21 protein-coding genes are annotated in these 24,603 nt (G+C 69.8%); 1 reads left to right on the top strand and 20 read right to left on the bottom strand.

Annotated elements, in window-relative coordinates; all coding sequences use genetic code 11:
- Positions 1-684, bottom strand: coding sequence for a ribulose-phosphate 3-epimerase (gene rpe, locus CGU35_RS06470; RefSeq protein ID WP_100810747.1), 684 nt, complete (start codon positions 682-684; stop codon positions 1-3).
- Between the two features lie 183 nt (positions 685-867).
- On the opposite strand from rpe, the gene glsA reads away from it, so the two are divergent.
- Positions 868-2,052 carry a glutaminase A gene (gene glsA / locus CGU35_RS06465; protein WP_100810746.1) on the top strand — a complete coding sequence of 395 codons (1,185 nt, stop codon included), beginning with the start codon at positions 868-870 and terminating at the stop codon, positions 2,050-2,052.
- Positions 2,053-2,065: 13 nt separating this feature from the next.
- Here glsA and CGU35_RS06460 read toward each other — a convergent pair whose 3' ends face one another.
- The 19 genes from CGU35_RS06460 to pyrR all read right to left on the bottom strand — a co-directional run bounded on the left by CGU35_RS06460 (position 2,066) and on the right by pyrR (position 24,594).
- Positions 2,066-3,427 carry an RsmB/NOP family class I SAM-dependent RNA methyltransferase gene (locus tag CGU35_RS06460; protein WP_100811320.1) on the bottom strand — a complete coding sequence of 454 codons (1,362 nt, stop codon included), beginning with the start codon at positions 3,425-3,427 and terminating at the stop codon, positions 2,066-2,068.
- Between the two features lie 2 nt (positions 3,428-3,429).
- Positions 3,430-4,350, bottom strand: a complete 921-nt coding sequence (gene fmt, locus CGU35_RS06455) for a methionyl-tRNA formyltransferase (protein ID WP_100810745.1) — start codon at positions 4,348-4,350, stop codon at positions 3,430-3,432.
- Positions 4,351-4,358: 8 nt separating this feature from the next.
- On the bottom strand, positions 4,359-6,368 hold the full coding sequence (locus CGU35_RS06450) for a hypothetical protein (protein WP_100810744.1): 2,010 nt from the start codon (positions 6,366-6,368) through the stop codon (positions 4,359-4,361).
- Between the two features lie 2 nt (positions 6,369-6,370).
- Positions 6,371-7,564: a methionine adenosyltransferase gene (gene metK, locus CGU35_RS06445; protein ID WP_100811319.1), complete on the bottom strand. Its 1,194-nt coding sequence runs from the start codon at positions 7,562-7,564 to the stop codon at positions 6,371-6,373.
- A 127-nt stretch (positions 7,565-7,691) separates the two neighbouring features.
- On the bottom strand, positions 7,692-7,967 hold the full coding sequence (gene rpoZ / locus CGU35_RS06440) for a DNA-directed RNA polymerase subunit omega (RefSeq protein ID WP_100810743.1): 276 nt from the start codon (positions 7,965-7,967) through the stop codon (positions 7,692-7,694).
- 122 nt (positions 7,968-8,089) lie between these two features.
- Complete coding sequence (locus tag CGU35_RS06435; RefSeq protein ID WP_100810742.1) at positions 8,090-8,689, bottom strand: CoA-binding protein; 600 nt, start codon at positions 8,687-8,689, stop codon at positions 8,090-8,092.
- The gene (locus CGU35_RS06430) at positions 8,686-10,023 is read right to left on the bottom strand and encodes an O-acetylhomoserine aminocarboxypropyltransferase/cysteine synthase family protein (RefSeq protein ID WP_100810741.1); all 1,338 of its coding nucleotides are present in this window, start codon (positions 10,021-10,023) and stop codon (positions 8,686-8,688) included. The genes CGU35_RS06435 and CGU35_RS06430 overlap by 4 nt, the downstream gene beginning before the upstream one ends.
- Before the next feature lie 76 nt (positions 10,024-10,099).
- Complete coding sequence (acs, locus tag CGU35_RS06425; protein ID WP_374935764.1) at positions 10,100-12,133, bottom strand: acetate--CoA ligase; 2,034 nt, start codon at positions 12,131-12,133, stop codon at positions 10,100-10,102.
- A 1-nt stretch (position 12,134) separates the two neighbouring features.
- Positions 12,135-12,965 carry an ABC transporter permease gene (locus CGU35_RS06420; RefSeq protein WP_100810740.1) on the bottom strand — a complete coding sequence of 277 codons (831 nt, stop codon included), beginning with the start codon at positions 12,963-12,965 and terminating at the stop codon, positions 12,135-12,137.
- Positions 12,965-14,002, bottom strand: a complete 1,038-nt coding sequence (locus CGU35_RS06415) for an aliphatic sulfonate ABC transporter substrate-binding protein (protein WP_100810739.1) — start codon at positions 14,000-14,002, stop codon at positions 12,965-12,967. The genes CGU35_RS06420 and CGU35_RS06415 overlap by 1 nt, the downstream gene beginning before the upstream one ends.
- On the bottom strand, positions 13,999-14,868 hold the full coding sequence (locus CGU35_RS06410; protein WP_100810738.1) for an ABC transporter ATP-binding protein: 870 nt from the start codon (positions 14,866-14,868) through the stop codon (positions 13,999-14,001). Before CGU35_RS06410 ends, CGU35_RS06415 begins: the two co-directional genes overlap by 4 nt.
- Positions 14,869-14,969: 101 nt before the next feature.
- Positions 14,970-15,842, bottom strand: a complete 873-nt coding sequence (gmk, locus tag CGU35_RS06405; RefSeq protein ID WP_269800324.1) for a guanylate kinase — start codon at positions 15,840-15,842, stop codon at positions 14,970-14,972.
- A gap of 73 nt (positions 15,843-15,915) precedes the next feature.
- Positions 15,916-16,785 carry an orotidine-5'-phosphate decarboxylase gene (gene pyrF, locus CGU35_RS06400; RefSeq protein WP_100810736.1) on the bottom strand — a complete coding sequence of 290 codons (870 nt, stop codon included), beginning with the start codon at positions 16,783-16,785 and terminating at the stop codon, positions 15,916-15,918.
- Complete coding sequence (carB, locus tag CGU35_RS06395; RefSeq protein WP_100810735.1) at positions 16,782-20,069, bottom strand: carbamoyl-phosphate synthase large subunit; 3,288 nt, start codon at positions 20,067-20,069, stop codon at positions 16,782-16,784. The genes pyrF and carB overlap by 4 nt, the downstream gene beginning before the upstream one ends.
- Positions 20,069-21,223, bottom strand: a complete 1,155-nt coding sequence (gene carA / locus CGU35_RS06390; RefSeq protein ID WP_100810734.1) for a glutamine-hydrolyzing carbamoyl-phosphate synthase small subunit — start codon at positions 21,221-21,223, stop codon at positions 20,069-20,071. The genes carB and carA overlap by 1 nt, the downstream gene beginning before the upstream one ends.
- The gene (locus tag CGU35_RS06385; RefSeq protein WP_100810733.1) at positions 21,220-21,765 is read right to left on the bottom strand and encodes a PH-like domain-containing protein; all 546 of its coding nucleotides are present in this window, start codon (positions 21,763-21,765) and stop codon (positions 21,220-21,222) included. The genes carA and CGU35_RS06385 overlap by 4 nt, the downstream gene beginning before the upstream one ends.
- Positions 21,762-23,078: a dihydroorotase gene (locus CGU35_RS06380; protein ID WP_100810732.1), complete on the bottom strand. Its 1,317-nt coding sequence runs from the start codon at positions 23,076-23,078 to the stop codon at positions 21,762-21,764. The genes CGU35_RS06385 and CGU35_RS06380 overlap by 4 nt, the downstream gene beginning before the upstream one ends.
- The gene (locus tag CGU35_RS06375; protein WP_100810731.1) at positions 23,075-24,067 is read right to left on the bottom strand and encodes an aspartate carbamoyltransferase catalytic subunit; all 993 of its coding nucleotides are present in this window, start codon (positions 24,065-24,067) and stop codon (positions 23,075-23,077) included. The genes CGU35_RS06380 and CGU35_RS06375 overlap by 4 nt, the downstream gene beginning before the upstream one ends.
- The gene (gene pyrR, locus CGU35_RS06370) at positions 24,064-24,594 is read right to left on the bottom strand and encodes a bifunctional pyr operon transcriptional regulator/uracil phosphoribosyltransferase PyrR (RefSeq protein WP_100810730.1); all 531 of its coding nucleotides are present in this window, start codon (positions 24,592-24,594) and stop codon (positions 24,064-24,066) included. The genes CGU35_RS06375 and pyrR overlap by 4 nt, the downstream gene beginning before the upstream one ends.
- Positions 24,595-24,603: the final 9 nt, after the last annotated feature.

Here is a 24,603-nt window from a genome sequence, read left to right as displayed (position 1 = left end):
TCAATGCATGTGACGGGCAGCGCCGGCGCGCAACGATGCGATCGCCGCATCCGGACGCTCCGCACCGAACACGGCGGAACCCGCGACGAAGGTGTCGGCGCCGGCCTCGGCGGCCTGCGCGATCGTGGATTCGGCGATGCCGCCGTCGACCTGGAGCCACACCTGCGACCCGCGGCGGCGTGCCTCTGCGGACAACAGCCGAAGCTTGGGCATCGTGTCCGCGCGGAAGGACTGACCGCCGAAGCCGGGCTCGACGGTCATGACGAGGATCTGGTCGAACTCGTCGAGCACATCGAACAGGCCATCGACCGGGGTATCCGGTTTGACCGCTACACCGGCGCGCGCCCCGATCTGGCGGAGCTTTCGTGCCAGAGCGACCGGATCGGTCGCCGCCTCGAGGTGAAAGGTGACGGATGCGGCGCCGAGCTCGGCGTACCCGGGCGCCCACCTGTCGGGGTCGTCGATCATCAGGTGCACATCGAGCGGGATGGGGCTCGTCGCCTGGATCCGCTCCACCATCTGGGGCCCGAACGTCAGGTTCGGGACGAAATGGTTGTCCATGACGTCGACGTGGACGAAATCGGCAGCGGCGATCCGCTCGAGGTCCGCCTGCAGGTTGACGAAATCCGCGGCGAGGATGCTCGGGTTGATTCGCGGGGCGGGGGGAAGCTCTGTCTGGGGCACCTGTTCATTATGCCGACGTGCCCCCGTGCCCCCGCGCCCAGCGAGGCGCCGTGCTGCGCGCCCGTCGAGCACACCAGTGCCCCGCGAGAGGACGCGACATGCCGTCCGTGCACGGGCGCGCACGGCATGTCGCGTCCTCTCGGTGAGCGACGGGCGCGGCGACGCGCCCGATAGGGTCAGGGCGTGGATCCCATCGTGCGCATGCTCGAGACCGTGCTGGACGACGTGCGCGGGCACGACGACGGACAGGTCGCCGACTACATCCCCTCCCTCGCCGCGGCCGACCCGGAGCGCCTGGCTTTCGCGGTCGTCGGGCCGCGCGGCCGCGTGACCTCGGTGGGCGACGATCACGTCGCGTTCACGATCCAGTCCGTCTCGAAACCGTTCGTGCTCGCCCTCGCCCTCGAAGAACTCGGTCGCGATGCCGTCTTCGCACGGGTCGGCGTCGAGCCGAGCGGCGAGCCCTTCAACGCGATAAGTCTCGAGGCGGGAACGGGCCGCCCCGCGAACCCCATGGTCAACGCGGGCGCGATCGTGACGTCGTCGCTGCTCGGAGAAACCGGACGTGCCGGCGACGAGATCTCACGCGCCGAGACGATCGTCCAGGGGCTCTCGCGCTTCGCGGGACGATCGCTCACGGTCGACGAAGAGGTCTACCGCGGCGAATCCGAAACCGGACACCGCAACCGCGCGCTCGCCTATCTGACACGCTCGCACGACATCATCCGGGGCGACGTCCCGACGGTCGTCGAGACATACTTCCGGCAGTGTTCCATCCTGGTCACCGTGCGGGATCTGGCCGTCATGGGCGCGACCCTCGCGTTCGGCGGAGTGAACCCCGTGACGGGCGAACGCGTCGTGCGCGAGGACGTGGCGCGCGACGTCGTGTCGGTGATGGCGAGCTGCGGCATGTACGACTACTCCGGTGAGTGGCTGCTACGCGTGGGGCTTCCGGCCAAGAGCGGGGTGAGCGGTGCGCTGCTCGCGATCGCTCCGTCGCAGTTCGGGGTCGCGACGTTCAGCCCGCGTCTGGATCGGCACGGCAACAGCGTCCGAGGCATCCAGATCCTCGAACGCATGTCGGGTGAGTTCGGGATGCACGTCTTCGAGCCGCACGAGGCGATCGCCGAACCGGGCATCCGCATCGACCGCGAAAAGGGTCGCGTCATCGTGCACCTGGGCGGCGAACTCGCCTTCAGCGGCGCCGAGCGGGTCATCGGGGTGCTGAGCGACCTTGCCGACGGAGCGGTCACCGACGACGCGATCCTGGTGGATGCGAGTGCGCTGGCCCGCGCGCATCCGGCCGCCCTGGAGCTGCTGCGGCGTCAGCTCGAGGCGCACGGCGGACGCCTGCACTTCCTCGACTGAGCCCGCGCGGTCGTCAGGCGGTGCGCTCGAACAGGGCGATGAACATCCCGTCGGTGCCGTGCCGGTGCGGCCACAGCTGGACGTGCAGGGCATCGTCGGATGCCTCGGGCAGATCGATCGGTGCGCGTGCCACGTCGCGAACAACCGCCCGGGCGTCGAGTTGCGTGAGCTCGCCCGCCCACCGCCGCACGCCCTCGCGCGTCACGCCGACCGTCTCGGCGAGATGCGGCGAACACGTCACGTAGGCCAGGATGCCGCCCGGCCGCAGCGCCCGCACCCCCGCGTCGAACAGCTCACCCTGCAGTGACGTGAGCTGCGGGACATCCTCGGGCCCCTTGCGCCACCGCGCCTCGGGCCGCCGGCGAAGTGCGCCGAGCCCGGTACATGGCGCGTCCACCAGCACGCGGTCGTAACCGCCCAGGTCGCGATCGACGCGCGTGCGACCATCCTCCTCTGTCACCTCGACCGTCGCCGGAACACCCTCGAGCGCACGACGCACGAGTCCCGCGCGCGCGGGCGAGACCTCGTTGGCGTCGACGGATGCCTCGCCCCGAGCCTCGGCGGCGAGCACCGCGGTCTTGCCCCCGGGCCCGGCGCACAGATCGAGCCAGCGCTCCCCCGCTCGGATCTCGCGGGCGCGGGTCAGCGCGAGTGCCGCGAGTTGCGAGCCCTCGTCCTGCACGCGCAGACGACCACCGGAACCGATGACCAAGGGCTCGGGATCCCCGCCGCCCGCACGGAAGCCGAGAGGCGAGTACAGCGTTCGCGTCGCATCCGCCGGGACGTCGGCGAGGCCGGTGAGGGCTGCCATGGTGACCGAGGGAGAGGCGTTGTCTGCGGCGAGCAGCGCCTCGAGTTCATCCCCGCGGCCTTCGGCGGCCAGAGCTCGACGGAAAGCGCGGACGATCCACGTCGGATGCGCGTGCTCCAGCGAGAGGCGCTCGTCCGTGTTCCGCGCCGTGGCCAGCACGCGTTCGCGCCAGGTGCCGGGATCTTCGCGCGCGATAGCGCGCAGCACCCCGTTCGCGAAACCCGTGGCCCCGCTGCCGCCATACACCCGGACGAGCTCCACACCCTCGTGCACGGCCGCGTGCGAGGCGACACGGGTCGAGAGCAGCTGATGCACGGTCATCCGGAGCGCGTCGAGCACGGGGGCGTCGATCGCGCCGACCTTCCGGCGCGAGGCCAGCTCGATCACGGCGTCGTAGTACCCGCGGCGCCGAAGTGTGCCGTAGGTCAGTTCGGTCGCGAGTCCCGCGTCCGCGGGGCCGAGTCCCGCCCGGCCGATGCCGACCGGAAGCAGCAGATTGGCGTACGCATCCGAATCCGAGACGGCCGTCAGAACTTCGTACGCCACGCGGCGTGCCGGTTGGATCTTCACTCGCCCGCCCTCAGCTCGGCGGTCCGAAGCCCCCGCCACCAGTCGCCCGCTGCCATCGCCTGTCGTCCCGCGGGTTGGACGCGATCGATCAGAATCGCATCCGTGCCGGTCCCGATCAGGATGTCTCGGCCCGCCGCCGCGATCTCGCCCGGCCGCAAGGCGATGTGCGCCTCGTGCGAGCGCGCCGTGAGCACCTTCAGCCGTTGCCCGTTGACCGTCGTGAATGCTCCGGGCTCGGGGGTCGTCCCGCGAATCCGCCCGAGAACCTGCCGTGCGGACTCTTCCCAGCGGATGCGTCCGTCATCGAGCGTGAGCTTGGGCGCGAACGTCGCCTCACCCACCTGAGGCGCGGCCGTCATCCGACCGGATTCGATGCCCGCGACGACATCGCGCAGTAATTCGGCACCGAGGCCCGCCAGGTCGACGAGGACATCGCCGGCCGTCGCATCGGCGGGGACGCGGTAGCTGCGCTCGGCGAAGACGTCGCCCGCGTCGAGTTCGGCGACGAGCTGGAAGACGCTCGCCCCGGTCAGTTCGTCGCCCGCGATGAGTGCGTGTTGCACGGGCGCGGCGCCCCTCCACCGTGGAAGGAGCGAGAAGTGGAGGTTGATCCATCCGTGCGTCGGCGTGCTCAGCAGCGGCTCCCGCACGAGACCGCCGTATGCCACGATGACGCCCAGCTCCGGCTCGAGATCGCGAATCTCGGCCGTGGCCGCATCGTCGAGACGAGCGGCGCGGATGACGCGCAGGCCCTGACTCTCGGCGGCCGACGCGATCGGTGACGGCGTCAGCTTGCGCGAACGCCCCTGAGGGGCGTCGGGCCGCGTCACGACTCCGACGATCTCGTGCCCTTCGGCCACGAGCACCCCGAGCGAGGGCACCGCGACGTCGGGCGTCCCGGCGAATACGAGCCGCATGACGCCTCCTAGAGCTCTGGGTCGGCCAGATCGACCCGCACTCTGAGTGTATTCCGCGAGGCAGCCGTGCCCGGTCCACCTGCCCTCGGTCCGCGGCGGCCGCGCAGTGCCGCAGCGACGACCGCTGCACGCAGGCTCGTCGTCACGGCGGGACCCTGCGCGTAGTCGAAACGCACCAGGACGCGCGCCGCCGGACCGGGCCGCGTCGCCAGCGGGTCGGCAGGGATCTCGACGGGCCCGATGACGGCGTCCGGGTCCAGCGCAACCGCTGTCCGCAGCTCGGTGACCGCCCGTTCCACCGCGACGAGATCACCCTCGAGGGACGCGACGCGGTAGGTCGGCGGCATCCGCAGCGGGGCGCGGTCCTCGAGCTCGGCACGTGCGTATGCCGCCTGTGTCCAGGTCGCGAGCGCACGGCCCACGGCACCCGCGACTCCGACGAGATGGACCGGGGCGCCGGGGGCGGCCAACGCCGCCGCATCCGACCACCAGCGCAGACACGCCTCGCCGATGCGCAGGGCATCCGACATCAACATGCGGTCGCCGTCGAGCAGGACGACCGCGCGGTATCCGCCGGCCGCGAAAGGCTCGGCCCCGCGGGTGGCGATGACCAGCGCCGGTCGATCGTCGACTTCGAGTACGGGATGCGTGCCATCGGCGACGATCACCCGCGTGTCGGGGAATGCCCGGCCGAGTTCGTCGGCGGTGCGGATGCTCCCCGCCGATGCGAGCCGGAACTTCGTCTGCTCGCAGTGCGGGCAGTGCCATCCGGTTGCGCCGCGCCCGCACCAGCGGCAGTTCGGCATCGCGCCGCGACGCTCGGCCTGCAGAGGCCCCGCACAGTGCGCGCAACGGGCGGCGCGGCGGCAGCCGTCGCAGATCAGCACGGGCGCGTAGCCGGGGCGTGAGACCTGCACGAGCACGGGCCCATGCGCCAGGGCTTCTCGCGCCGCCGCGAAGGCCGCCGACGGCACGCGCACACCGGGCCGCTCGCCCTCGCGTGTCGCGCTCAGCACGACGCGCGGTGCGGTCCGGCGCGTTGCGGGGATGTCTCGTACCCAGCCGATTCCGACGAGCCGCTCGACATCCGTCGTGCGGGTATGTCCCGCGAACAACAGCGCGCCACCCTCGAGGCCCTGCCGCACGAGCGCCGCGTCGCGCGCGTGGACGTAGGGAGCGAGCGGCTCTTCCAGCAGAGGATCGCCGTCGTTCCAGATCGCGACGAGACCGAGCCGCGAGACCGGGGCGTACACGGCGGAACGGTTGCCGATGACGATCACCGGAGCATCCTCGAGTAGTCGCAGATAGCCGCGGTAGCGTTCCGCCGCGCTGCGGGCCGAATCGTCGCGCAGGACGGCGTCCGCGGGCACGATGTCTGCCAGCGCCCGCGCGAGCTGGTCGAGGTCACGGTGATCCGGGGCGACGACGATCGCGCTACGGCCCGCGGCCAGGGTGCGTGTCGCGGCGGCCGCGAGCAGAAGCGCCCACTCGCCCACGGCTTCACCGGAGGCGGTACGCGTCGGTCGAGGCGGCGCGTCGAGCGCTATCCGCCCGCCCTCGTCGATCGCGGGCCAGAGCCCCGGGTAGAAGCCCAGGGTGCGTTCGGCCGCAGCCACGCGATCCTCGGCGATCTCGGGCACGGTCGGTCGCTCCCCCGCGACCCAGGTCTTCTCGACACGCACCTGTCGCTTGGGTATCGCGAGGCGCAGGATGTCCGAGGCCGACCCCGCCGCGCGGTCCGCCACGCGGCGGGCGAGCATATAGAGGCGTTCGGGCAGCAGACGCACATCCGAGACGACCGCGTCGATCTCTGACAGCGGGCGGTCGGGATCGACAGCCTCGCCGCGCTCGACGACATACGCATCGACCAGGCGTCCGACCGTGCGGAGTGGTACCCGCACCCGCACGCCCGGCACGACGGCGTCGTCCATTGCGGATGGGACCGCGTAGTCGAGCAGGCGGTCGAGCTGCGGCAGCGGCGAATCCAGCAGCACTCGAGCCACCGGAAGTCCTGCCATGGTCAGAGTCCGGCTGCTGTGCGCAGTTCTTCGACGCGGTCGAGCCGCTCCCACGTGAAGTCGGGCAGCTCGCGTCCGAAGTGCCCGTAGGCGGCCGTCTGCGCGTAGATCGGACGGAGGAGGTCGAGCTGCTCGATGATCGCGGCGGGACGCAGGTCGAAGACCGCGGTGATCGCACGGGTGATCTCGGCGTCGTCGACGCGCCCGGTGCCGAACGACTCGACATAGATGCCGACGGGGCGCGCCTTGCCGATCGCGTACGCGACCTGAACCTCGAGGCGGTCGGCGAGTCCGGCGGCCACCGCGTTCTTCGCGACCCAGCGCATCGCGTAGGCGCCGGAGCGGTCGACCTTCGAGGGATCCTTGCCGCTGAATGCACCGCCACCGTGTCGCGACGCTCCCCCGTAGGTGTCGATGATGATCTTGCGGCCCGTCAGGCCCGCGTCGCCCTTGGGCCCGCCGACCAGGAACGGTCCCGCGGGGTTGATGTAGTACTTCACGTCTGGCATGTCGAGACCCGTGCTGGCCAGTACGGGATCGATGACCTCGGCACGCACCAGTGCACGCAACTCCTCCTGAGAGATGTCGGGATGGTGCTGCGTGGACAGGACGACGGAGTCGACGGTCTTCGGCGTCGGTCCGTCGTAGCCGAGCGTGACCTGAGTCTTGCCATCGGGACGCAGGAAAGGCAAGCGCCCCTCACGACGAACGTCCGCGAGGCGCTCCGCCATGCGGTGCGCGGTCCAGCTGGCCATCGGCATGAGCTGCGGCGTCTCGGTGGTCGCGTAGCCGAACATGATGCCCTGGTCGCCGGCACCCTGCTCGTCGTGCGGGTCGACCGAACGCTGCTCGCGCTGCTCGAATGCCTTGTTCACACCAGCGGCGATGTCGGACGACTGCGCACCGATCGAGACGCTCACCCCGCAGGAGTCGCCGTCGAAGCCGGTCTCGCTCGAGGTGTAGCCGATGCGATTCACGACCTGGCGAACGATCGCCGGGATCTCGACATAGGCAGACGTGGACACCTCACCGGCAACGTGCACCAGGCCCGTTGTCACGAGGGTCTCGACCGCCACGCGCCCGAGCGGATCCTCGGCGAGGATCGCGTCCAGGATGCTGTCGCTGATCTGGTCGCAGATCTTGTCGGGGTGGCCCTCGGTCACGGATTCGGACGTGAACAGTCGCAGATCGCTCATCGGTGCTCCAGTCGGGTGCTCGCGCACCAGTGTGCCGGTCAGTATGACGCGGCCCGCCGACATCGCTCGGCGGCGTCCGCCCGGGACGGAAGGGTCTCTGCGGGCGGCCGGGATTGCTGCGGAGTCTTTACGCCTCGGTGCCGCGCAGGCGCAGCTTGTCTTCGTTGATCTCGTGCATCGCGATCGTGAGCGGCTTGTCCTCGACGGACGAGTCGACCAGCGGACCCACGTTGTCGAACAGGTTGCCCTCGTGCAGGTCTGAGTAGTAGTCGTTGATCTGACGCGCGCGCTTGGCTGCATAGATCACGAGCTGGTACTTCGAGATCGCGTCGCCGTTGGCGTCCTTCTTCTGCAGCAGCGCGTCCAGGGACGGGTCGATGATGCCTTCGCTCGTTCCAGCCATGGCGGATCCTCTCGATCGGGGCCCGGACGCAATCGGTCCGGAAGATTTCGGCACGCGCCTGAGCGCACGCATCCGTTCATTCTACGCGAGCACGATCCGTGACGGCACCACGCTCGCGGGGATCAGCGCGACCGCAGCTGCCGTTTCGAGCTGATCACCCCGGTGTCGAACCCCGCGAGGTGGAGCCCACCGTGAAAACGCGCGTGCTCGATCTTGATGCAACGATCCATCACGACCGAGAGGCCCGCGGCCTCCGCGATCGCCGCGGCATGCTCGTTCCATGAGCCGAGCTGGAGCCAGAGCGCGGCGGCTCCGACATCCACCGCCTCCTGTGCGACGCCCGGCAGGTCGTCGTGTCGACGGAAGACGTCGACGATGTCGGGTACGACGGGCAGATCGGCGAGCGACGCGTACACGGGACGTCCGAGGATGCTCGTGGCGCGCGGATTGACGAAGTACACGTCGTAGGGCGAGCTGCCGAGGAGGTACGTCGCGACGAAGTAGCTCGCGCGCGCGGGATTGTCGGACGCGCCGACGATCGCGATCGACTTCGCCGTGCGCAGGATTTCGTACCGGTCCTGTGCACCCGGTGCCGCCCAGGTCCGCTCGGGGGCTCCCGCGACGACCGAGCCGGGAAGCGCGCACGCGGCGCCGGTCTCGACGGCGGGAACCGCGGGCTCGGTGACAGCCGGTCGCTGCGGAAGTTCGCATGACGCGCTCATCGCTGCACCCCCGTCGCGGCCGCGAGGGCCTGATCCAGATCCCACAGGATGTCTTCCGGGTCTTCGAGTCCGACCGAGATGCGGATCAGATCCGCGGGCACGCCCGCGGCGACGAGCTGCGCCGAGCTCAGCTGCTGGTGGGTGGTGGATGCGGGATGGATGACGAGTGTGCGCGCATCCCCGATGTTGGCGAGGTGGGAGGCCAGGCGCAGAGCCTCGATGACGGCCTCCCCCGCTCCTCGCGCGGCGACGAGCCGCTCTTCCTCCGTGGCGAACTCGCCCGACGGCCGCACGCCGAACGCGAAGACCGACCCCGGCCCGAGCGGCAGGTACTTGGCCGCGCGTTCGCGATGGGGGTGCTCGTCGAGTCCCGCCCACGTCACGAACGAGACGCGGGGGTCGGTGTCGAGCCACTCGGCGACGATGCGGGCGTTGGCGAGGTGCGCGTCGATGCGCTGCGGCAGGGTCTCGACGCCCTGCAGCAACAGGAAGGCGGAGTGCGGGCTGAGCGCCGGGCCGATGTCGCGGAGCTGCTCGGAGCGCAGCTTGGTGAGGAATCCGTACTCGCCGAAGTTGTCCCACCAGCTGATGCCGCCGTAGGACGCGACGGGCTCGGTCATCTGCGGGAATTTGCCGTTGCCCCAGTCGAACGTGCCCTTCTCGATGACGACGCCGCCGAGGGTCGTGCCGTGTCCGCCGAGAAACTTCGTGACGGAGTGGATCACGATGTCGGCGCCGTGTTCGAGCGGACGCGCGAGGTACGGAGTCGCGAGGGTCGAGTCGACCACGAGCGGGATGCCCGCCGCGTGGGCGACCTCGGCGAGCCCTTCGATGTCGGCGATCTCGCCGGAGGGGTTGCCGATCGTCTCGACGTAGAGCACCTTCGTCTCGGGCCGGATCGCGGCGGCGTAGTCGGCCGGATCGCTCGAGGGCACGAACGTCGTCTCGACGCCGAAGCGGCGCAGGGTCACGTCGAGCTGCGTGACCGTGCCGCCGTACAGCTGGCCCGATGCCACGACGTGGTCGCCGTGACCGACCAGTGCGGCGAAGGTGATGAACTCCGCACTCATGCCGGATGCCGTGGCCACCGCGCCGATGCCGCCCTCGAGCGATGCGAGTCGCTCTTCGAGGGCCGCGACGGTCGGGTTGCCGATGCGCGAGTAGATGTTGCCGTACTTCTGCAGGGCGAACAGGTTCGCGGCATCCGTCGCGTCATCGAAGACGAACGACGAGGTCTGGTAGATCGGGACCGCGCGGGCTCCCGTCGAGGCATCCGGGGTCGCGCCCGCGTGCAGGGCGCGCGTCCGGAATCCGAACCGGTGATCTTCGGTCATGTCTTCTCTCTAGCTACGGTGGGGCTCAGGGCTGTGTTTACGGTGCGGCTCAGGGCTGTGCTCTGTTCCGTGCGGCTCACGCGGAGGTGAGTGCGGCCGCGATGTCGTCGACGGCCCAGGGGTTCTGCAACGACGTGGTGTCGCCGAGGGCGGCGGATGGGCGCCCCGCGCGGCGATCCTGCTCAGCCTCCCACAGCTGCGCCAGCAGGCGGCGCAGGATCTTGCCCGACCGCGTCTTCGGCAGCTCGGGCACGACGAGCAGGTGTTTGGGTTTGGCGATCGGGCCGATCTCACGCGCAACGTGAGCTCGGAGGTCCGCGGCGGACAGATCGCCCGCGCCGGATACGACGACGAACGCCGCGACCGCGTGACCCGTGACCGGATCGGGGACGGCTGCCACACCCGCCTCACCCACGGTGTCGTGCGAGACGAGGGCGGACTCGATCTCGATCGTCGACATGCGGTGGCCCGAGACGTTGAGCACGTCGTCCAGGCGCCCGAGGATCCAGATGTAGCCGTCCGCATCCACCGTCGCCCCGTCTCCGGCGACGTAGAACCCGCCGTACGCGCCCCGACCCGCGAACTGCGACCAGTACGAGTCCCGATAGCGCGTCGGGTTCCCCCAGACGGTGCGTGCCATGCCCGGCCACGGCCGCCGCACCACGAGGGTGCCCGACCGGCCCGCCTCGACGGGACGGCCGTCCTCGTCTACGACGCCGACATCGATGCCGGGGAGCCCGATGGATGCCGAGCCCGGCTTGAGCGTCGTGACGCCGGGCAGGGGCGCGATCATGGCGGCGCCCGTCTCGGACTGCCACCACGTGTCGACGATCGGCAGCTCGCCGCGACCGAACGTCTCGCGGAACCACACCCACGCCGCGGGGTTGATCGCTTCGCCGACCGTACCGAGCAGGCGCAGCGTCGACAGGTCGTGTCCGCCCGGCAGCGACTCGCCGAACCACGTCATGAAGGTGCGGATCAGGGTCGGCGACGTGTAGTACACCGTCACGCCGTACCGCTCGATGATCTCGAGGTGCCGTTCGCGATCCGGGGTGTCCGGAGTCCCCTCGTAGATCACTTGCGTGAGCCCGTTCGAGAGCGGCCCGTAGATCTCGTACGTGTGCGCCGTCACCCACGCGAGGTCGGCCGTACACCAGTGGACATCGTCGGGTTTCGCATCGAAGTGCGCCCAGTGCGCCCAGCTGGCGTGCGTCAGATAGCCGCCGCTCGTGTGCACCAGTCCCTTGGGCTTCCCGGTCGTTCCCGACGTGTAGATGATGAACAGCGGATGCTCGGACTCGAACGCCTGCGGTTCGTGCTGGTCGGAAGCGGCGTCGACGACGTCGTGCCACCACACGTCGCGACCCTCCGTCCACGGCACGTCCTGGCCCGTGCGCCGGACGACGAGGACGCGCTCGACGTGGTCGAGTCCCTGGACGGCCTCGTCGGCGGCGGACTTGACCGCGACGGCCGTCCCGCGCCGGAACTGACCGTCGCTCGTGACGAGCAGCTTCGCGCCCGTGTCCTGCACGCGGAATCGCACGGCCTCGGCCGAGAATCCGCCGAACACGAGCGAGTGCACGGCACCGATCCGGGCGCACGCGAGGGCGATGACCACCGTCTCGACGAGCACGGGCAGGTATACCACGACACGGTCGCCGGGTTCGATACCGAGCCCCAGCAGCGCGTTCGCCGCCCGCGAGACGCGGCGCTGGAGGTCCGCGTACGTCACGGTGACGTGATCGCCCGGTTCGCCCTCGAAGTGCAGCGCGACCTTGCTCCCGCGCCCGGCCGCGACATGCCGGTCGACGCAGTTGTGGGCCACGTTGAGGCGCCCTCCGACGAACCAGCTCGCACTCGGAACCGACAGCTCCCCCGAGGCATCCGGCACCGGCGGCTGCCAGTCGAGCACGCTCTGCCAGGGCTCGGACCATTCGAGGCGCTCGGCGGCCCGTTCCCAGAAGGCGAGCGGATCCGCCGCGGCATCCGCGTAGGCGGCCGCGGTCACATTCGCCTGCGCCGCGAAGGCCGCGGGCGGCGGATACTCGCGCGCCTCGATCAGACGTGCCTCAGAGATGACCGCCGCGTCGGCGGAAAGCGGTGCGCTCACGTCAGATCCACCGGCGGAGCAGATACTTCTGCACCAGGCTCAGGATGCCGTTGGTCAGTGTGCCGAGCAGGGCGAGCAACACGATCGCGAGCAGGATGCGGTCGACACGGCCGGTCGACTGCGAGTCCGTCAGCAACCAGCCGAGACCCATGGACGCGGCGATGAGTTCCGCAGCGACCAGGAAGAGCCACGACTGCGCGAGAGCCAGTCGCAGGCCCGACATGATCGACGGGACGACGGCGGGCAGCTGCACCGTGCGGAACAGGGCGAAGCCACGCAGGCTGAACGAGCGCGCCATTTCGACCGACTGCGGGTCGACCTGGCGCAGTGCGGCGCTGACCGTGGTGAAGACGGGGAAGAAGGCGCCGATCGCGATCAGGGTCACCTTCGAGTCCTCGCCGATGCCCATCCAGAGCAGCAGAAGCGGTACGAGAGCCAGGGACGGCACGGCGCGGATCGCCGCGAGCGTCGGGCTGAGCAGGATGTCTCCGGCCCGCGTGAGGCCCACGATCGCTGCACCCGCGAGTCCGATGCCCGAACCGATGGCGAACCCGAGCAGCACGCGCTGGACGGAGATCGCGATGTGGATCCACAGGTCGCCACTGTCCGCGAGTTGGATCGCGGCCTGCACAACGGTCACGGGTGGCGGCAGCCGATAGGACGGGATGAGTCCCGACGCCGTGACGGCCTGCCAGACGCCGAGGATCGCGAGGGGCACCAGCAGTCCCCCGACGATGCGGACGGATCGACGTTCCCAGAACGAACGCCGCGCTGAGCCCGGGCGCACGGCGGCGTCCGGGCTCAGCGGGGTACCGGTCGATGTGGCGGTCATCAACCCTCGGTCGCCTTCTTGGCGAACGTCGCGTTGATGATCGTGTCGAGCGCCTTGTTCACGTCTGCCTCGCCGCCCTGGACCGAGCCGGACGCCACGAGGACGGGCGCGATGACCTCGAGCACCGCGAGCTGAGCCTTACCGGGCACGCCGCTGACGTCGAGGTTGGAGCGTTCCTGGATGACCGTGTTCGCAACGTCCGGGTCGATGCCCGCAACCTCGGCCAGCAGTGCAGCCGTCTCGTCCGGGTTCTCGAGCGCCCATGCGCGCGCCTCTTCGTAGGCATCGACGACGACCTGTGCGACGTCGGCGTGATCCGTGATGAACTCCTCGGTCGCGTTGAGGAAGCCGTACGAGTTGAAGTCGACATTGCGATAGATCAGCTTGTCGCCGGCTTCGACTTCGGCCGCGGCCATGATCGGGTCGAGCCCCGCCCAGGCGTCGACGGAGCCGCTGTCGAGCGCAGCGCGCCCGTCGGCGTGCTGCAGGTTCTGCACCTCGATGTCGTCGACGGTGAGGCCCTCGGTCTCGAGAGCCTGCAGCAGGAAGAAGTACGGGTCGGTGCCCGCCGTCGCGGCAACGGACTTGCCCTTCAGATCGGCGACCGAGGTGATGTCGCTGTCGGCGCCGACCACGATCGCGGACCATTCGGGCTGCGAATAGATGTCGATGACCTGGATGGGCGAACCGTTGGCGCGGGCCAGGAGCGCGGCCGAGCCGGCGGTCGAGCCGACGTCGATCGATCCGGCGCGCAAGAACTCGTTCGCCTTGTTGGAACCGGCGGACTGCACCCACTCGACGGTCACGCTGTCGCCCAGCGCTTCTTCGAGAAGGCCCTGATCCTTGATGATCAGGCTGAGCGGGTTGTAGGTGGCGAAGTCGATCGACAGCGTGTCGGTCGACCACTCCTGCGTTCCGCTCGAGGCCTCCGCGTCGGAGGCCGCGGCGTTCTCGCCCGCGACGCACCCCGTGGCGAGCATCATCATCGCGCCGGCCACGATGATCGCGGGAACGGTGCGGCGGATGGTGGTACTCATCGGGTCTCCTCGGAGGGGTTGTTGTGGTGGTGGGTGTCGACGCCGAGCCCCTGGAGGAGTTCGGCGCGCAACTCTGTGAGCGCACGGTCGGCGCGGTCGCGGGGGCGCTCCCCCGGGACATCGATTGTTCGGGCGATCGAACCGGCGGATGCGGCAGTGTCCGATGTCGCGTCGAGGGAACGCAGAAGCAGGACGCGATCGGCGAGGAACAGGGCCTCTTCCACGTCGTGCGTCACGAGGACGACGGTCGTCGGTTGAGCCGCGTGGATGTCGAGCAGCAGGTCCTGCATGCGCAGCCGGGTCAGTGCGTCGAGAGCGCCGAAGGGCTCATCCAGGAGGAGGACCTCGGGGTTGCGTGCGAGCGCGCGCGCGAGCGAGGCGCGCTGGGCCATCCCGCCCGAGACCTCGCGGGGCTTCTGATCCGCGGCGTGCGCAAGACCGACCAGGTCCAGCAGTTGGCGCACCCGATCGGCGCCCGCGCGGGCGCTGCGGCGGGTCCCGCGCGGCAGCCCCAGCTGCACGTTCTGGGCGAGTGTTCGCCAGGCGAGCAGCCGCGGTTCCTGGAAGGCGACGGCGGTACGCGCATCCGTGTCGGTCACCGGAGCGCCGCCGACGCGGATCGAACCGCTCGTGGGGGCATCCAGGCCGCCGAGCATACGGAGCAGGGTCGACTTGCCGCAGCCGGAGGGACCCACGATCGCGACGATCTCGCCGTGCCGTACGTCGAGATCTACGTTGCGCAGCACCTCGCGCGAGCCGCGTGTCGTGGGGAACGTACGGGACACGCCCTCGAGCTGCACGCCTTCCGCCCGCGGGGCGGTTTCGGGAAGGCGCGCTGCAGCGAGGTCGAGGACGGTTGCGGGCACGTCATCATCGTGGACGACCGCGCAACAAAGGGCACATCCGGTCGTAACTTTCCGAAATCGAACGCCCCTGCGTGCTATATCGGGCCAGGATCTCGGCCGGATCAGGCCTGTGCGAGCGCCGCGACCTCATCGGCCGCCGTGGCGACGTCCTCGTTGACGACCAGGTAGTCGAATTCGGGTTGTGCCGCGAGTTCCCGCTTCGCCGTCTTCAGGCGGCGCGCGCGCTCTTCGGCGTTCTCGGTCCCGCGACCCACCAGACGGTTCACGAGTTCGTCCCAGCTCGGCGGCAGGAGGAAAACCAGCATCGCGTCGGGCATGCTGCGGCGCACCTGCCGCGCACCCTGCAGGTCGATCTCGAGCAACACCGTCCGGCCCTCGTTCAGCGCTCGCTCGATCGGCTCACGCGGCGTGCCGTAGCGGTACTGGTTGTGCACGGTGGCGTGCTCGAGCAGTTCACCGGCGTCGACCATCCGATCGAACTCCGCGTCGTCGACGAAGAAATAGTGGCGACCATCCTCCTCGCCCGGTCGCGGCGGACGGGTGGTCGCCGAAACGGACAGCAGGATCTCGGGGTGGTGCTCTTGGATGTGCGCGGCGACCGTGCCCTTGCCGACGGCGGTCGGTCCCGCCAGCACGATGAGCCGGCTGCGGCCCGGACGCGGTTCGGGCTCGGGGAGCCGCTCGTCGAGGAAGGCGCTCAGATCCTTGCGTTGCCGGGTACCCAGGCCGCCGAGTCGCTTGACCGGCGAAATGCTGAGCTGCGCCAGGATGCGGTCGCGCTTTCCCTCGCCGATGGCGGGGATCGACGTCAGGAAGTCCGGGGCGCGCATCGCGGCAGCGGCCGATTCGGGTGCGGCCCACGCGCGCCGCAGCAGCTCCTGCGGTGTGATGACGCGGGTGGTCACGTCACGCTTGAGTGCGGCGCGCTCGCGTCGTGCCGCGATCGCGCGTCGAGATGCCGCGGCGCGGTCCACCTCGGGCGGTGTTCCGCCGCGTCGTTCGACCGCCGCTTGCTCACCCGGGCGTCGATCGTCCCCTGCCGGCGCGTCAGTCACCGATCATCTCCTCCGTGCGTCGTCTGTCGTCTATCGCCCGCGCCAGATCCGCGCGTTCGGGTCCCGCTGTCAGAATGCTGCGGCTCTCGGCCACGATCACCGCCGGAGCCAGGCGCCCGAAGATCGTCTCACGATCCTCCGACCGTGCGCCCTGATGCCCGAACCCGGGCGCCAGAATCGGCGCGACCGGCTCGAGGCCGTCGGGAATACCGCGCTCGGCGAGGGCCACCGTGGCGCCGATCACCAGACCGATGCTGCCCCACGAGCCGGCCGGTGTCATCGCGGCGTTGAAGGCCGCCACGTCGTCCGCGACGGCACCCGCAACGGTCTGCCCACTCGTATCCTCCGCCAACCGAGCGCTTTGCAGACCGGATGCCTCGGGGTTGCTCGTGGCCGCGAGCACGAATGCCCCCTTGCCGTGCGAGACGGCGTAGCGCAGCGTGTCTTCGAGCGCGCCGACGCCGAGGTAGGGGCTGAGTGTCACGGCATCCGCCTCGAGGGGCGAGCCGGGTGACAGCCAGGCGCGAGCATAGGCGTCCATGGTCGAGCCGATGTCGCCGCGCTTGGCGTCCGCGATCACGAGCAGGTCGGCCTCTCTCGCGGCAGCCATGACCTCCTCGAGCGCGGCGAAGCCGGCCGAACCGAAGCGCTCGAAGAACGAGACCTGGGGCTTGACGATTCCGCAGCGGCCACGCGCCGCCTCGACCACACGCAGACCGAACGTCCGCACACCCTCGGCCGAGACATCCAGTCCCCAGTCCGTGAGCAGCCGCTCGTGCGGGTCGATTCCGACGCACAGGCGTCCGTGCACGCCGAACGACGCGCGCACGCGGTCGCCGAATGTCGCCGGGGCTGCGCTCACCCGCGTGCCGCCCGATCTGCCGCGTACTCCTGCAGGCTCTTGACCGAGAAGCCCTCTCGCACGGCGTCCATGGCGCTCACGGCGGCGCCCAGGACGGCGATCGTCGTGAACAGGGCCTTGTCCGCGGCCACGGCGGCGGCGCGGATCTCGTACCCGTCCGCGCGTGCGGAACGCCCGCTCGGCGTGTTCACGATGATGTCGATCTCTCCATCGTTGATCAGGTCGACGATGTTCCGCTCACCCGACGTCTGCGTGTCGCTGAACTTGTTCACGACCCGCACGGTGATGCCGTTGCGCGCGAGGATCTCGGCCGTGCCCTCGGTCGCCACGAGCGAGAAGCCGAGTTCCTGCAGCCGGTGGGCTGGGAGGATCACCGCGCGCTTGTCGGAGTCGGCGACCGAGATGAACACGGTGCCCGACAGCGGCATGCCTCCGTAGGCCGCGGCCTGGCTCTTGGCGAACGCGGTGGGAAAGTCCTTGTCGATTCCCATGACCTCGCCGGTCGAACGCATCTCGGGCCCGAGCACGGAGTCGACGATCTGCCCGTCCTTCGTCCGGAACCGTTTGAAGGGCAGCACCGCCTCCTTGACCGAGACGGGCGAATCGAGTGGCACCCGCGAGCCGTCGGAGGCGGGCAGCAGGCCCTCGGTCTTCAGCTCGTCGATCGTCGTGCCCGTCATGATGCGGGCCGCGGCCTTCGCGAGCGGGATGCCCAGGGCCTTCGAGACGAACGGCACCGTGCGACTCGCGCGCGGGTTCGCCTCGATGACGTAGAGGATTCCGGCGCTGATCGCGAACTGCACGTTCAGCAGACCCCGCACGCCCACGCCCTCGGCGATCGCGAGCGTCGCGGTGCGCACCCGATCGATCTCGGAGCGGCCGAGCGAGATCGGCGGCAGTGTGCACGCTGAGTCGCCGGAGTGGATACCCGCCTCTTCGATGTGTTCCATGACGCCGCCGATGTACAGCTCGGTGCCGTCGTAGAGGGCGTCCACGTCGATCTCGACCGCGTCGTCCAGGAACCGGTCGACGAGCAGCGGCATACCGGGCCCGATGATGACTTCCCCGGCGGTCCGCACGAAGTAGTCGTACAGGCTCGGGGTGTCGTAGACGATCTCCATGCCGCGGCCGCCGAGCACGAAGCTCGGGCGGACGAGCACGGGATACCCGATGTCTTCCGCGACCGCGACGGCGCCCTCGGCATCCGTCGCCGTGCCGTGCCGCGGAGCCACGAGACCCGCCGTGTCGAGGATCTCGCTGAACAGCTGGCGCTCCTCGGCCAGGTCGATGGCCGCGGGGCTCGTGCCGAGGATCCGGTAGCCGGCCTCTTCGATGCCCTTGGCGAGCCCGAGCGGCGTCTGCCCGCCGAGCTGGCAGACGACGCCGAAGATCTCACCCGACGCGGCCTCGGCGTGCAGGACTTCGAGCACGTCCTCGAGCGTGAGCGGCTCGAAGTAGAGCCGGTCGGAGGTGTCATAATCCGTCGAGACCGTCTCGGGGTTGCAGTTGACCATGACGGTCTCGTAGCCCGCATCCGAGAGCGCGAACGAGGCGTGCACGCACGAGTAGTCGAACTCGACGCCCTGACCGATGCGGTTCGGTCCGGATCCGATGATCACGACCTTCTGCCGGTCGGACGGCATCACCTCGGTCTCGAAGTCGTAGCTGGAGTAGTGATACGGCGTGAGGGCCGGGAACTCCCCCGCGCACGTGTCGACCGTCTTGTAGACCGGGCGGATCGAGAGCGCGTGACGGATGCCCCGGACCTCGATCTCGGGGATGCCCCGGAGCTGCCCCAGCTGCACGTCCGAGAAGCCGTGGTCCTTCGCGAGCATGAGCGTCGCCGCGTCGAGCTCGGGAGCGTCGCGGACGAGGTCGGCGACCTCGTTGATCAGCACGATCTGGTCGAGGAACCACGGGTCGATCCCCGTCGCTTCGAACATCTCGGGGACGGTGGCCCCGGCACGCAGCGCCTGCTGCACGACGACGATCCGGCCATCCGTCGGCGTCTTCGACACCTCGACGAGCTCGTCCTTCGTGCGCGCCTCGTCGCCCCAGTGGAAGCTCGAGCCGCGCTTCTCGAGCGAGCGCAGGGCCTTCTGCAGCGCGGTCGTGTAGTTTCGGCCGATCGCCATCGCCTCGCCGACCGACTTCATGGTCGTGGTGAGGGTCGTGTCGGCGGCCGGGAACTTCTCGAACGCGAACCGGGGAACTTTCACCACGACGTAGTCGAGCGTCGGCTCGAAACTCGCCGGGGTGACCTTGGTGATGTCGTTCGGGATCTCGTCGAGGCGGTACCCGATCGCGAGCTTCGCGGCGATCTTGGCGATCGGGAATCCCGTGGCCTTGGACGCCAGCGCGGACGAACGCGACACGCGCGGGTTCATCTCGATCACGATGATGCGGCCCGTCGCGGGGTCGACCGCGAACTGGATGTTGCACCCACCGGTGTCGACGCCGACGGCGCGGATGATGTCGATCCCGATGTCGCGCAGCTTCTGGTACTCGCGGTCCGTCAGGGTGAGCGCCGGGGCGACCGTGATCGAGTCGCCCGTGTGCACACCGACCGGGTCGACGTTCTCGATCGAGCAGACGACGACCGTGTTGTCGGCCGTGTCGCGCATGAGCTCGAGCTCGTACTCCTTCCACCCGAGGATGGACTCCTCGAGCAGCACCTCGGTCGTCGGCGAATCGCGCAGACCCGCACCGGCGATCCGGCGCAGATCCCGCTCGTCGTAGGCGAAGCCGGAGCCGAGTCCGCCCATCGTGAAGCTCGGCCGCACGACCAGCGGATAGCCGAGCTCCGCGGCGCCCGCGAGCACCTCGTCCATCGTGTGGCAGATGCGACTGTCGGCGACGTCCGCGCCCGAGTCCAGCACGAGCTGCTTGAAGATCTGGCGGTCCTCGCCCTTGTTGATCGCCTCGAAGTTCGCGCCGATCAGTTCGACGTCGTACTTCTCGAGGATGCCGTGTTTGTGCAGATCGATCGCGGCGTTCAGCGCGGTCTGACCGCCGAGGGTCGGCAGGATCGCGTCCGGCTTCTCCTTCGCGATGATCGTCTCGATGACCTGCCACGTGATCGGCTCGACGTAGGTCGCGTCGGCGAAGTCGGGGTCTGTCATGATCGTCGCCGGGTTGGAGTTGACCAGGATGACGCGCACGCCCTCCTCGCGCAGCACGCGGCAGGCCTGCGTGCCGGAATAGTCGAATTCACAGGCCTGGCCGATGACGATCGGGCCGGACCCGATGACCAGGACGCTCTTGATGTCGTCACGCTTGGGCATCAGTTCTTTTCCTTGCTCTGCTCGGCGAGCACCATGTCGCGGAAGCGGTCGAAGAGGTAGTTGGCGTCGTGCGGGCCGGCCGCCGCTTCGGGGTGGTACTGCACGCTGAAGGCGGGGATGTCGAGGGCCCGCAGACCCTCGACCACCTGGTCGTTCAGGCCGACGTGGCTGACCTCGACGCGCCCGTAGCCCTGGGGGCTGTCGAAAACACCGTCGAGGGGTGCCTCGACCGCGAAGCCGTGGTTGTGCGCCGTGATCTCGACGCGGCCGGTCTGCTTGTCGAGGACGGGCTGGTTGATCCCGCGGTGACCGAACGGCAGCTTGTAGGTGCCGAGACCGAGCGCGCGGCCGAGCAGCTGGTTGCCGAAGCAGATGCCGAAGAACGGCAGCCGGTCATCGAGCACGGCGCGCAGCAACTCGATGTGGTCGCCGGATGCGGCGGGGTCGCCGGGCCCGTTGGAGTAGAAGACCGCGACCGGCTCGATCGCGCGCAGCTGCTCGATAGTGACGTCCTGCGGCAGCACGTGCACCTCGAACCCGCGGTCGGCGAGGTTCTGGATCGTGGCCTGTTTGACGCCGAGGTCGAGCACCGCGAGGGCGCCGATCCGCTCTCCCGTGGCCGGGGTGACCTCTGCGGCCGAGACCGAGACCTCGGCCGAGAGGTTGAGACCGGCCATCGCGGGCGCCTCGCGCACGAGGCGGAGCTGCTCGTCGGGCTCGATCGCGGCGGCGGGGCCCGAGAAGATCCCGCCGCGCATGCTGCCCGCCGAACGGATGTGGCGGGTGACGGCACGGGTGTCGATGCCGCTGATGCCCACCACGTCGTCGTTCACGAGCGCGTCGTCGAGCGACTCGTCCGCGCGCCAGTTCGACACGACGCGCGAAGGATCGCGCACGATGTATCCCGACACCCAGATGCGGCGGGACTCGGGGTCCTCGTCGTTCATCCCGGTGTTGCCGATGTGCGGCGCCGTCTGCAGCACGATCTGTCCCGCGTACGAGGGGTCGGTGAGCGTCTCCTGGTATCCGGTCATGCCGGTGGCGAAGACGACCTCGCCCAGCGTCGTTCCGCGCGCGCCGTAGGCGCGTCCGGTGTGGCGGGTGCCGTCTTCGAGGACGAGGACGGCGGGGTCTGTCGTGAGGTGCGAGATCATTCGGCTTTCCCTGTCGGGGTGGGCATGGGAAGGATGCGGGTGACGGCGGCGACGAGTTCACCAGGGGTTTCGCCGGGTCCGTCACCCGTCATTCGGACGTACGAGTCGGCGATCGTCTCGGGATCGTTTTCCGGATCGCTGCCGGGTTCGACACGCCACGCCAGGCGAACGAGTCCATCGCGTTCGACGACCCGGTCGATCGTCCAGGTCGCGCGGTCGACGCCGACGATTCGGGATGCCGCCAGGAAGACCGGCGGCTCGCCCGTGATCGCCAGCAGGATGCCGGCGGGCGATATCTCGATCCCGACGCGTCCGCGATACCGCAGGTGGCGGATGGCGAGACGATCGAGCGGCTTCTCGTGCCGTGTCGTCGCGACGTACAGGCCCGAGAAGGATGCCTCGGCGACGAAGCGGGCCGGAACGTCCGTGGGGGCCGCGAGGCCCCTGTCTCGCCGGATCCGACGTGACCATCCCCACGCGATGCCGGCGAGCACGAGCACACCGAACCCGATCATGATCGCGAGAGCGGCACCGAGGGTCATGCCGACACCCCCGGGGCCAGGTCGGCGACGAGCGCGCCGTCGGCGAGCGTCGGGCGACCGCGGTGGATCGTCCAGAGCACCCGTCCCGGCAGCGCCCGACCGAGGTACGGCGAGTTCGCGCTCAGACCGTGCAGATCGGATGCGCCGAACACCTCGCGCGCGTGGGGGTCGTAGAGCGTCAGCTCGGCGGGCTGGCCGGCGGCGAGGGGCGTTCCATGTCCCTCGAGCATTCCGATGCGCGCCGGTGTGTACGACATGACGCGGGCGACATCGGCCCAGTCCAACAGGCCGGTCTCGACCATGGCGGTGTGCACGACCCGCAGTGCGCTCTCGAGCCCCACCATCCCGTTTGCGGCGGCCGCCCATTCGCAGCTCTTGTTCTCGGCCGGATGCGGGGCGTGGTCGGTCGCGACGATGTCGATCGTGCCGTCGGCCAGTCCCTCGCGGACGGCGAGCACGTCCTCTTCGCGGCGCAGGGGCGGATTGACCTTGTAGCGCGCGTCGTAGCCCCGGACGAGCTCGTCGGTCAGCAGCAGGTGGTGCGGCGTGACCTCCGCCGTCACGTCTATACCCCGCTTCTTGGCCCAGCGGATGATGTCGACCGATCCGGCCGTGGACAGGTGGCACACGTGCAGGCGCGAGCCGACGTGCTCGGCCAGCAGGACGTCGCGAGCGATGATCGACTCTTCCGCGACGGCCGGCCATCCGGTCAGTCCGAGTTCGGCCGAGACCGAGCCCTCGTTCATCTGAGCGCCCTCGGTGAGCCGCGGGTCCTGCGCGTGCTGCGCGATGACCCCGCCGAACGCCTTCACGTACTCGAGCGCCCGGCGCATGATCAGCGGGTCCCAGACGCAGAAGCCGTCGTCGCTGAAGACGCGGACGCGGGCGCGGGAATCGGCCATGGCGCCGAGCTCGGCCAGGCGCTCGCCCTTCTGCCCGACCGTGACGGCGCCGATCGGCTGCACGGTCGCGTAGCCGGCAGCCTCGCCGAGCGCAAGCTCCTGCTCGACGACTCCGGCCGTATCGGCGACGGGCGAGGTGTTCGGCATCGCGAAGACGGCGGTGAAGCCGCCCGCGGCAGCCGCCCGCGTGCCGGTGAGGATGGTCTCGGATGCCTCGTACCCGGGCTCGCGCAGGTGCGTGTGCAGGTCGACCAGGCCCGGCAGGGCGATGAGGCCGTCCGCGTCGATGCGCGTCGCGCCCGCGCGGCTGAGGCCCGCGCCGACATCCGTGATCCGTCCGTCTTCGACGATCAGGTCCGTGGCGTCGCCGCCCTCGATGCGGGCACCGGCGATGAGGAGGACTTCGCTCATCTCTCCTCCTTCGTCGTCATGGCAGTCGTCGTGCGTTCGTCCAAGCCGGGGCGCTCCCCCGCGAGCAGCAGGTACAGCACCGCCATCCGCACGGACACGCCGTTCGATACCTGTTCGAGAACGGTCGAGCGGGGCGAGTCGGCGGCGGCCGCCGAGATCTCGAGGCCGCGATTCATCGGCCCGGGATGCATGACCATCGTATCCGCGGGCAGGGACGCCAGGCGCCGCGGGTCGAGGCCCCAGCGGCGCGAATACTCCCGCTCGGTGGGGAAAAACGCTGCCCCCATCCGCTCGAGTTGAATGCGCAGCATCATGAGCGCATCCGGCCCGGCCGCGATGGCCTCGTCAAGGTCGTACACGATGCGCGCCGGCCAGGCCGAGACATCCTGCGGCACGAGCGTCGGCGGGGCGACCAGCGTGACGTCGGCGCCGAGGGTCGACAGCAGCCACACGTTCGAGCGGGCGACGCGCGAGTGCAGCACGTCGCCGACGATCGTGACCTTCAGACCCGCCAGATCGCGCCCGCGGCTGTCGTCGCCGAACGTGCGCTTGCGGATCGTGAACGCGTCGAGAAGAGCCTGTGTCGGGTGCTCGTGGGTGCCGTCGCCGGCGTTGACGACGCCCGCGGTGATCCAGCCGCTCGAGGCGAGTGTGCGCGGAGCGCCGGATGCTCCGTGCCGGATCACGACCGCGTCGGCTCCCATCGCCTGCAGGGTCTGGGCGGTGTCCTGCAGGCTCTCGCCCTTCGACACGCTCGAGCCCTTGGCGGCGAAGTTGATCACATCGGAGCTCAGGCGCTTCGCGGCGGCCTCGAACGAGATGCGCGTGCGCGTCGAATCCTCGAAGAAGAGGTTGACGATCGTCTTGCCGCGCAGCGTCGGCAGCTTCTTGATCTCACGCCGCTGTGTATCGGCCATGTCCTCGGCGACGTCGAGGATCTCGAGGGCGAGCGCGCGGTCCAGTGTCTGGGTGTCGAGAAGGTGCCTCATGAGCCGACCGTCACCTCTTCGATGCCGTCCGTCTCGGCGAGGCGCACGTTCACGCGTTCCTCGCGGGCGCTCGGGAGGTTCTTGCCGACGAAGTCGGGGCGGATGGGCAGCTCGCGGTGCCCCCGATCGATCAGGGTTGCGAGGCGAACCGCCGCGGGTCGTCCGATGTCCTGGAGTGCGTCGAGGGCGGCGCGGATGCTCCGCCCCGAGAACAGTACGTCGTCCACCAGCACGACCGTCTTGCCGTCGATGCCGCCCGCCGGGATCGACGTGGGCTGCGGCGTGCGTGTCGGGTTGCGGGAGAGGTCGTCGCGGTACATCGTCACGTCGAGCGCGCCGACCGGGACGGTCGTGCCGCTGAACTCCGAGACGAGCGTCCCGATGCGATGGGCGAGAGTCACACCGCGAGTGGGGATCCCGAGAAGGATCAACCCGTCCGCTCCCCTGTTGGACTCGAGGATCTCGTGAGAGATCCGGGTCAGGGCTCGTGCGATGTCGGCCTCGTGCAGCACGGTTCGCGTGCTCATGTGCCGCTC

Source organism: Microbacterium sp. BR1 (assembly GCF_002812725.1).
GTDB lineage: Bacteria > Actinomycetota > Actinomycetes > Actinomycetales > Microbacteriaceae > Microbacterium.
This window is presented reverse-complemented; position numbering and strand designations above follow the sequence as displayed.

Coding starts and splice junctions, on each gene's coding strand:
- fmt (WP_100810745.1), bottom strand. CDS start 4,350: ATGCGGCTCGTATTCGCCGGGACGCCCGACGTCGCGGTGCCCTCGCTC.
- CGU35_RS06450 (WP_100810744.1), bottom strand. CDS start 6,368: ATGGCAGGACTTCCGGTGGCTCGAGTGCTGCTGGATTCGCCGCTGCCG.
- metK (WP_100811319.1), bottom strand. CDS start 7,564: ATGAGCGATCTGCGACTGTTCACGTCCGAATCCGTGACCGAGGGCCAC.
- rpoZ (WP_100810743.1), bottom strand. CDS start 7,967: ATGGCTGGAACGAGCGAAGGCATCATCGACCCGTCCCTGGACGCGCTG.
- CGU35_RS06435 (WP_100810742.1), bottom strand. CDS start 8,689: ATGAGCGCGTCATGCGAACTTCCGCAGCGACCGGCTGTCACCGAGCCC.
- CGU35_RS06430 (WP_100810741.1), bottom strand. CDS start 10,023: ATGACCGAAGATCACCGGTTCGGATTCCGGACGCGCGCCCTGCACGCG.
- CGU35_RS06420 (WP_100810740.1), bottom strand. CDS start 12,965: ATGACCGCCACATCGACCGGTACCCCGCTGAGCCCGGACGCCGCCGTG.
- CGU35_RS06415 (WP_100810739.1), bottom strand. CDS start 14,002: ATGAGTACCACCATCCGCCGCACCGTTCCCGCGATCATCGTGGCCGGC.
- carB (WP_100810735.1), bottom strand. CDS start 20,069: ATGCCCAAGCGTGACGACATCAAGAGCGTCCTGGTCATCGGGTCCGGC.
- carA (WP_100810734.1), bottom strand. CDS start 21,223: ATGATCTCGCACCTCACGACAGACCCCGCCGTCCTCGTCCTCGAAGAC.
- CGU35_RS06385 (WP_100810733.1), bottom strand. CDS start 21,765: ATGACCCTCGGTGCCGCTCTCGCGATCATGATCGGGTTCGGTGTGCTC.
- CGU35_RS06380 (WP_100810732.1), bottom strand. CDS start 23,078: ATGAGCGAAGTCCTCCTCATCGCCGGTGCCCGCATCGAGGGCGGCGAC.
- CGU35_RS06375 (WP_100810731.1), bottom strand. CDS start 24,067: ATGAGGCACCTTCTCGACACCCAGACACTGGACCGCGCGCTCGCCCTC.
- pyrR (WP_100810730.1), bottom strand. CDS start 24,594: ATGAGCACGCGAACCGTGCTGCACGAGGCCGACATCGCACGAGCCCTG.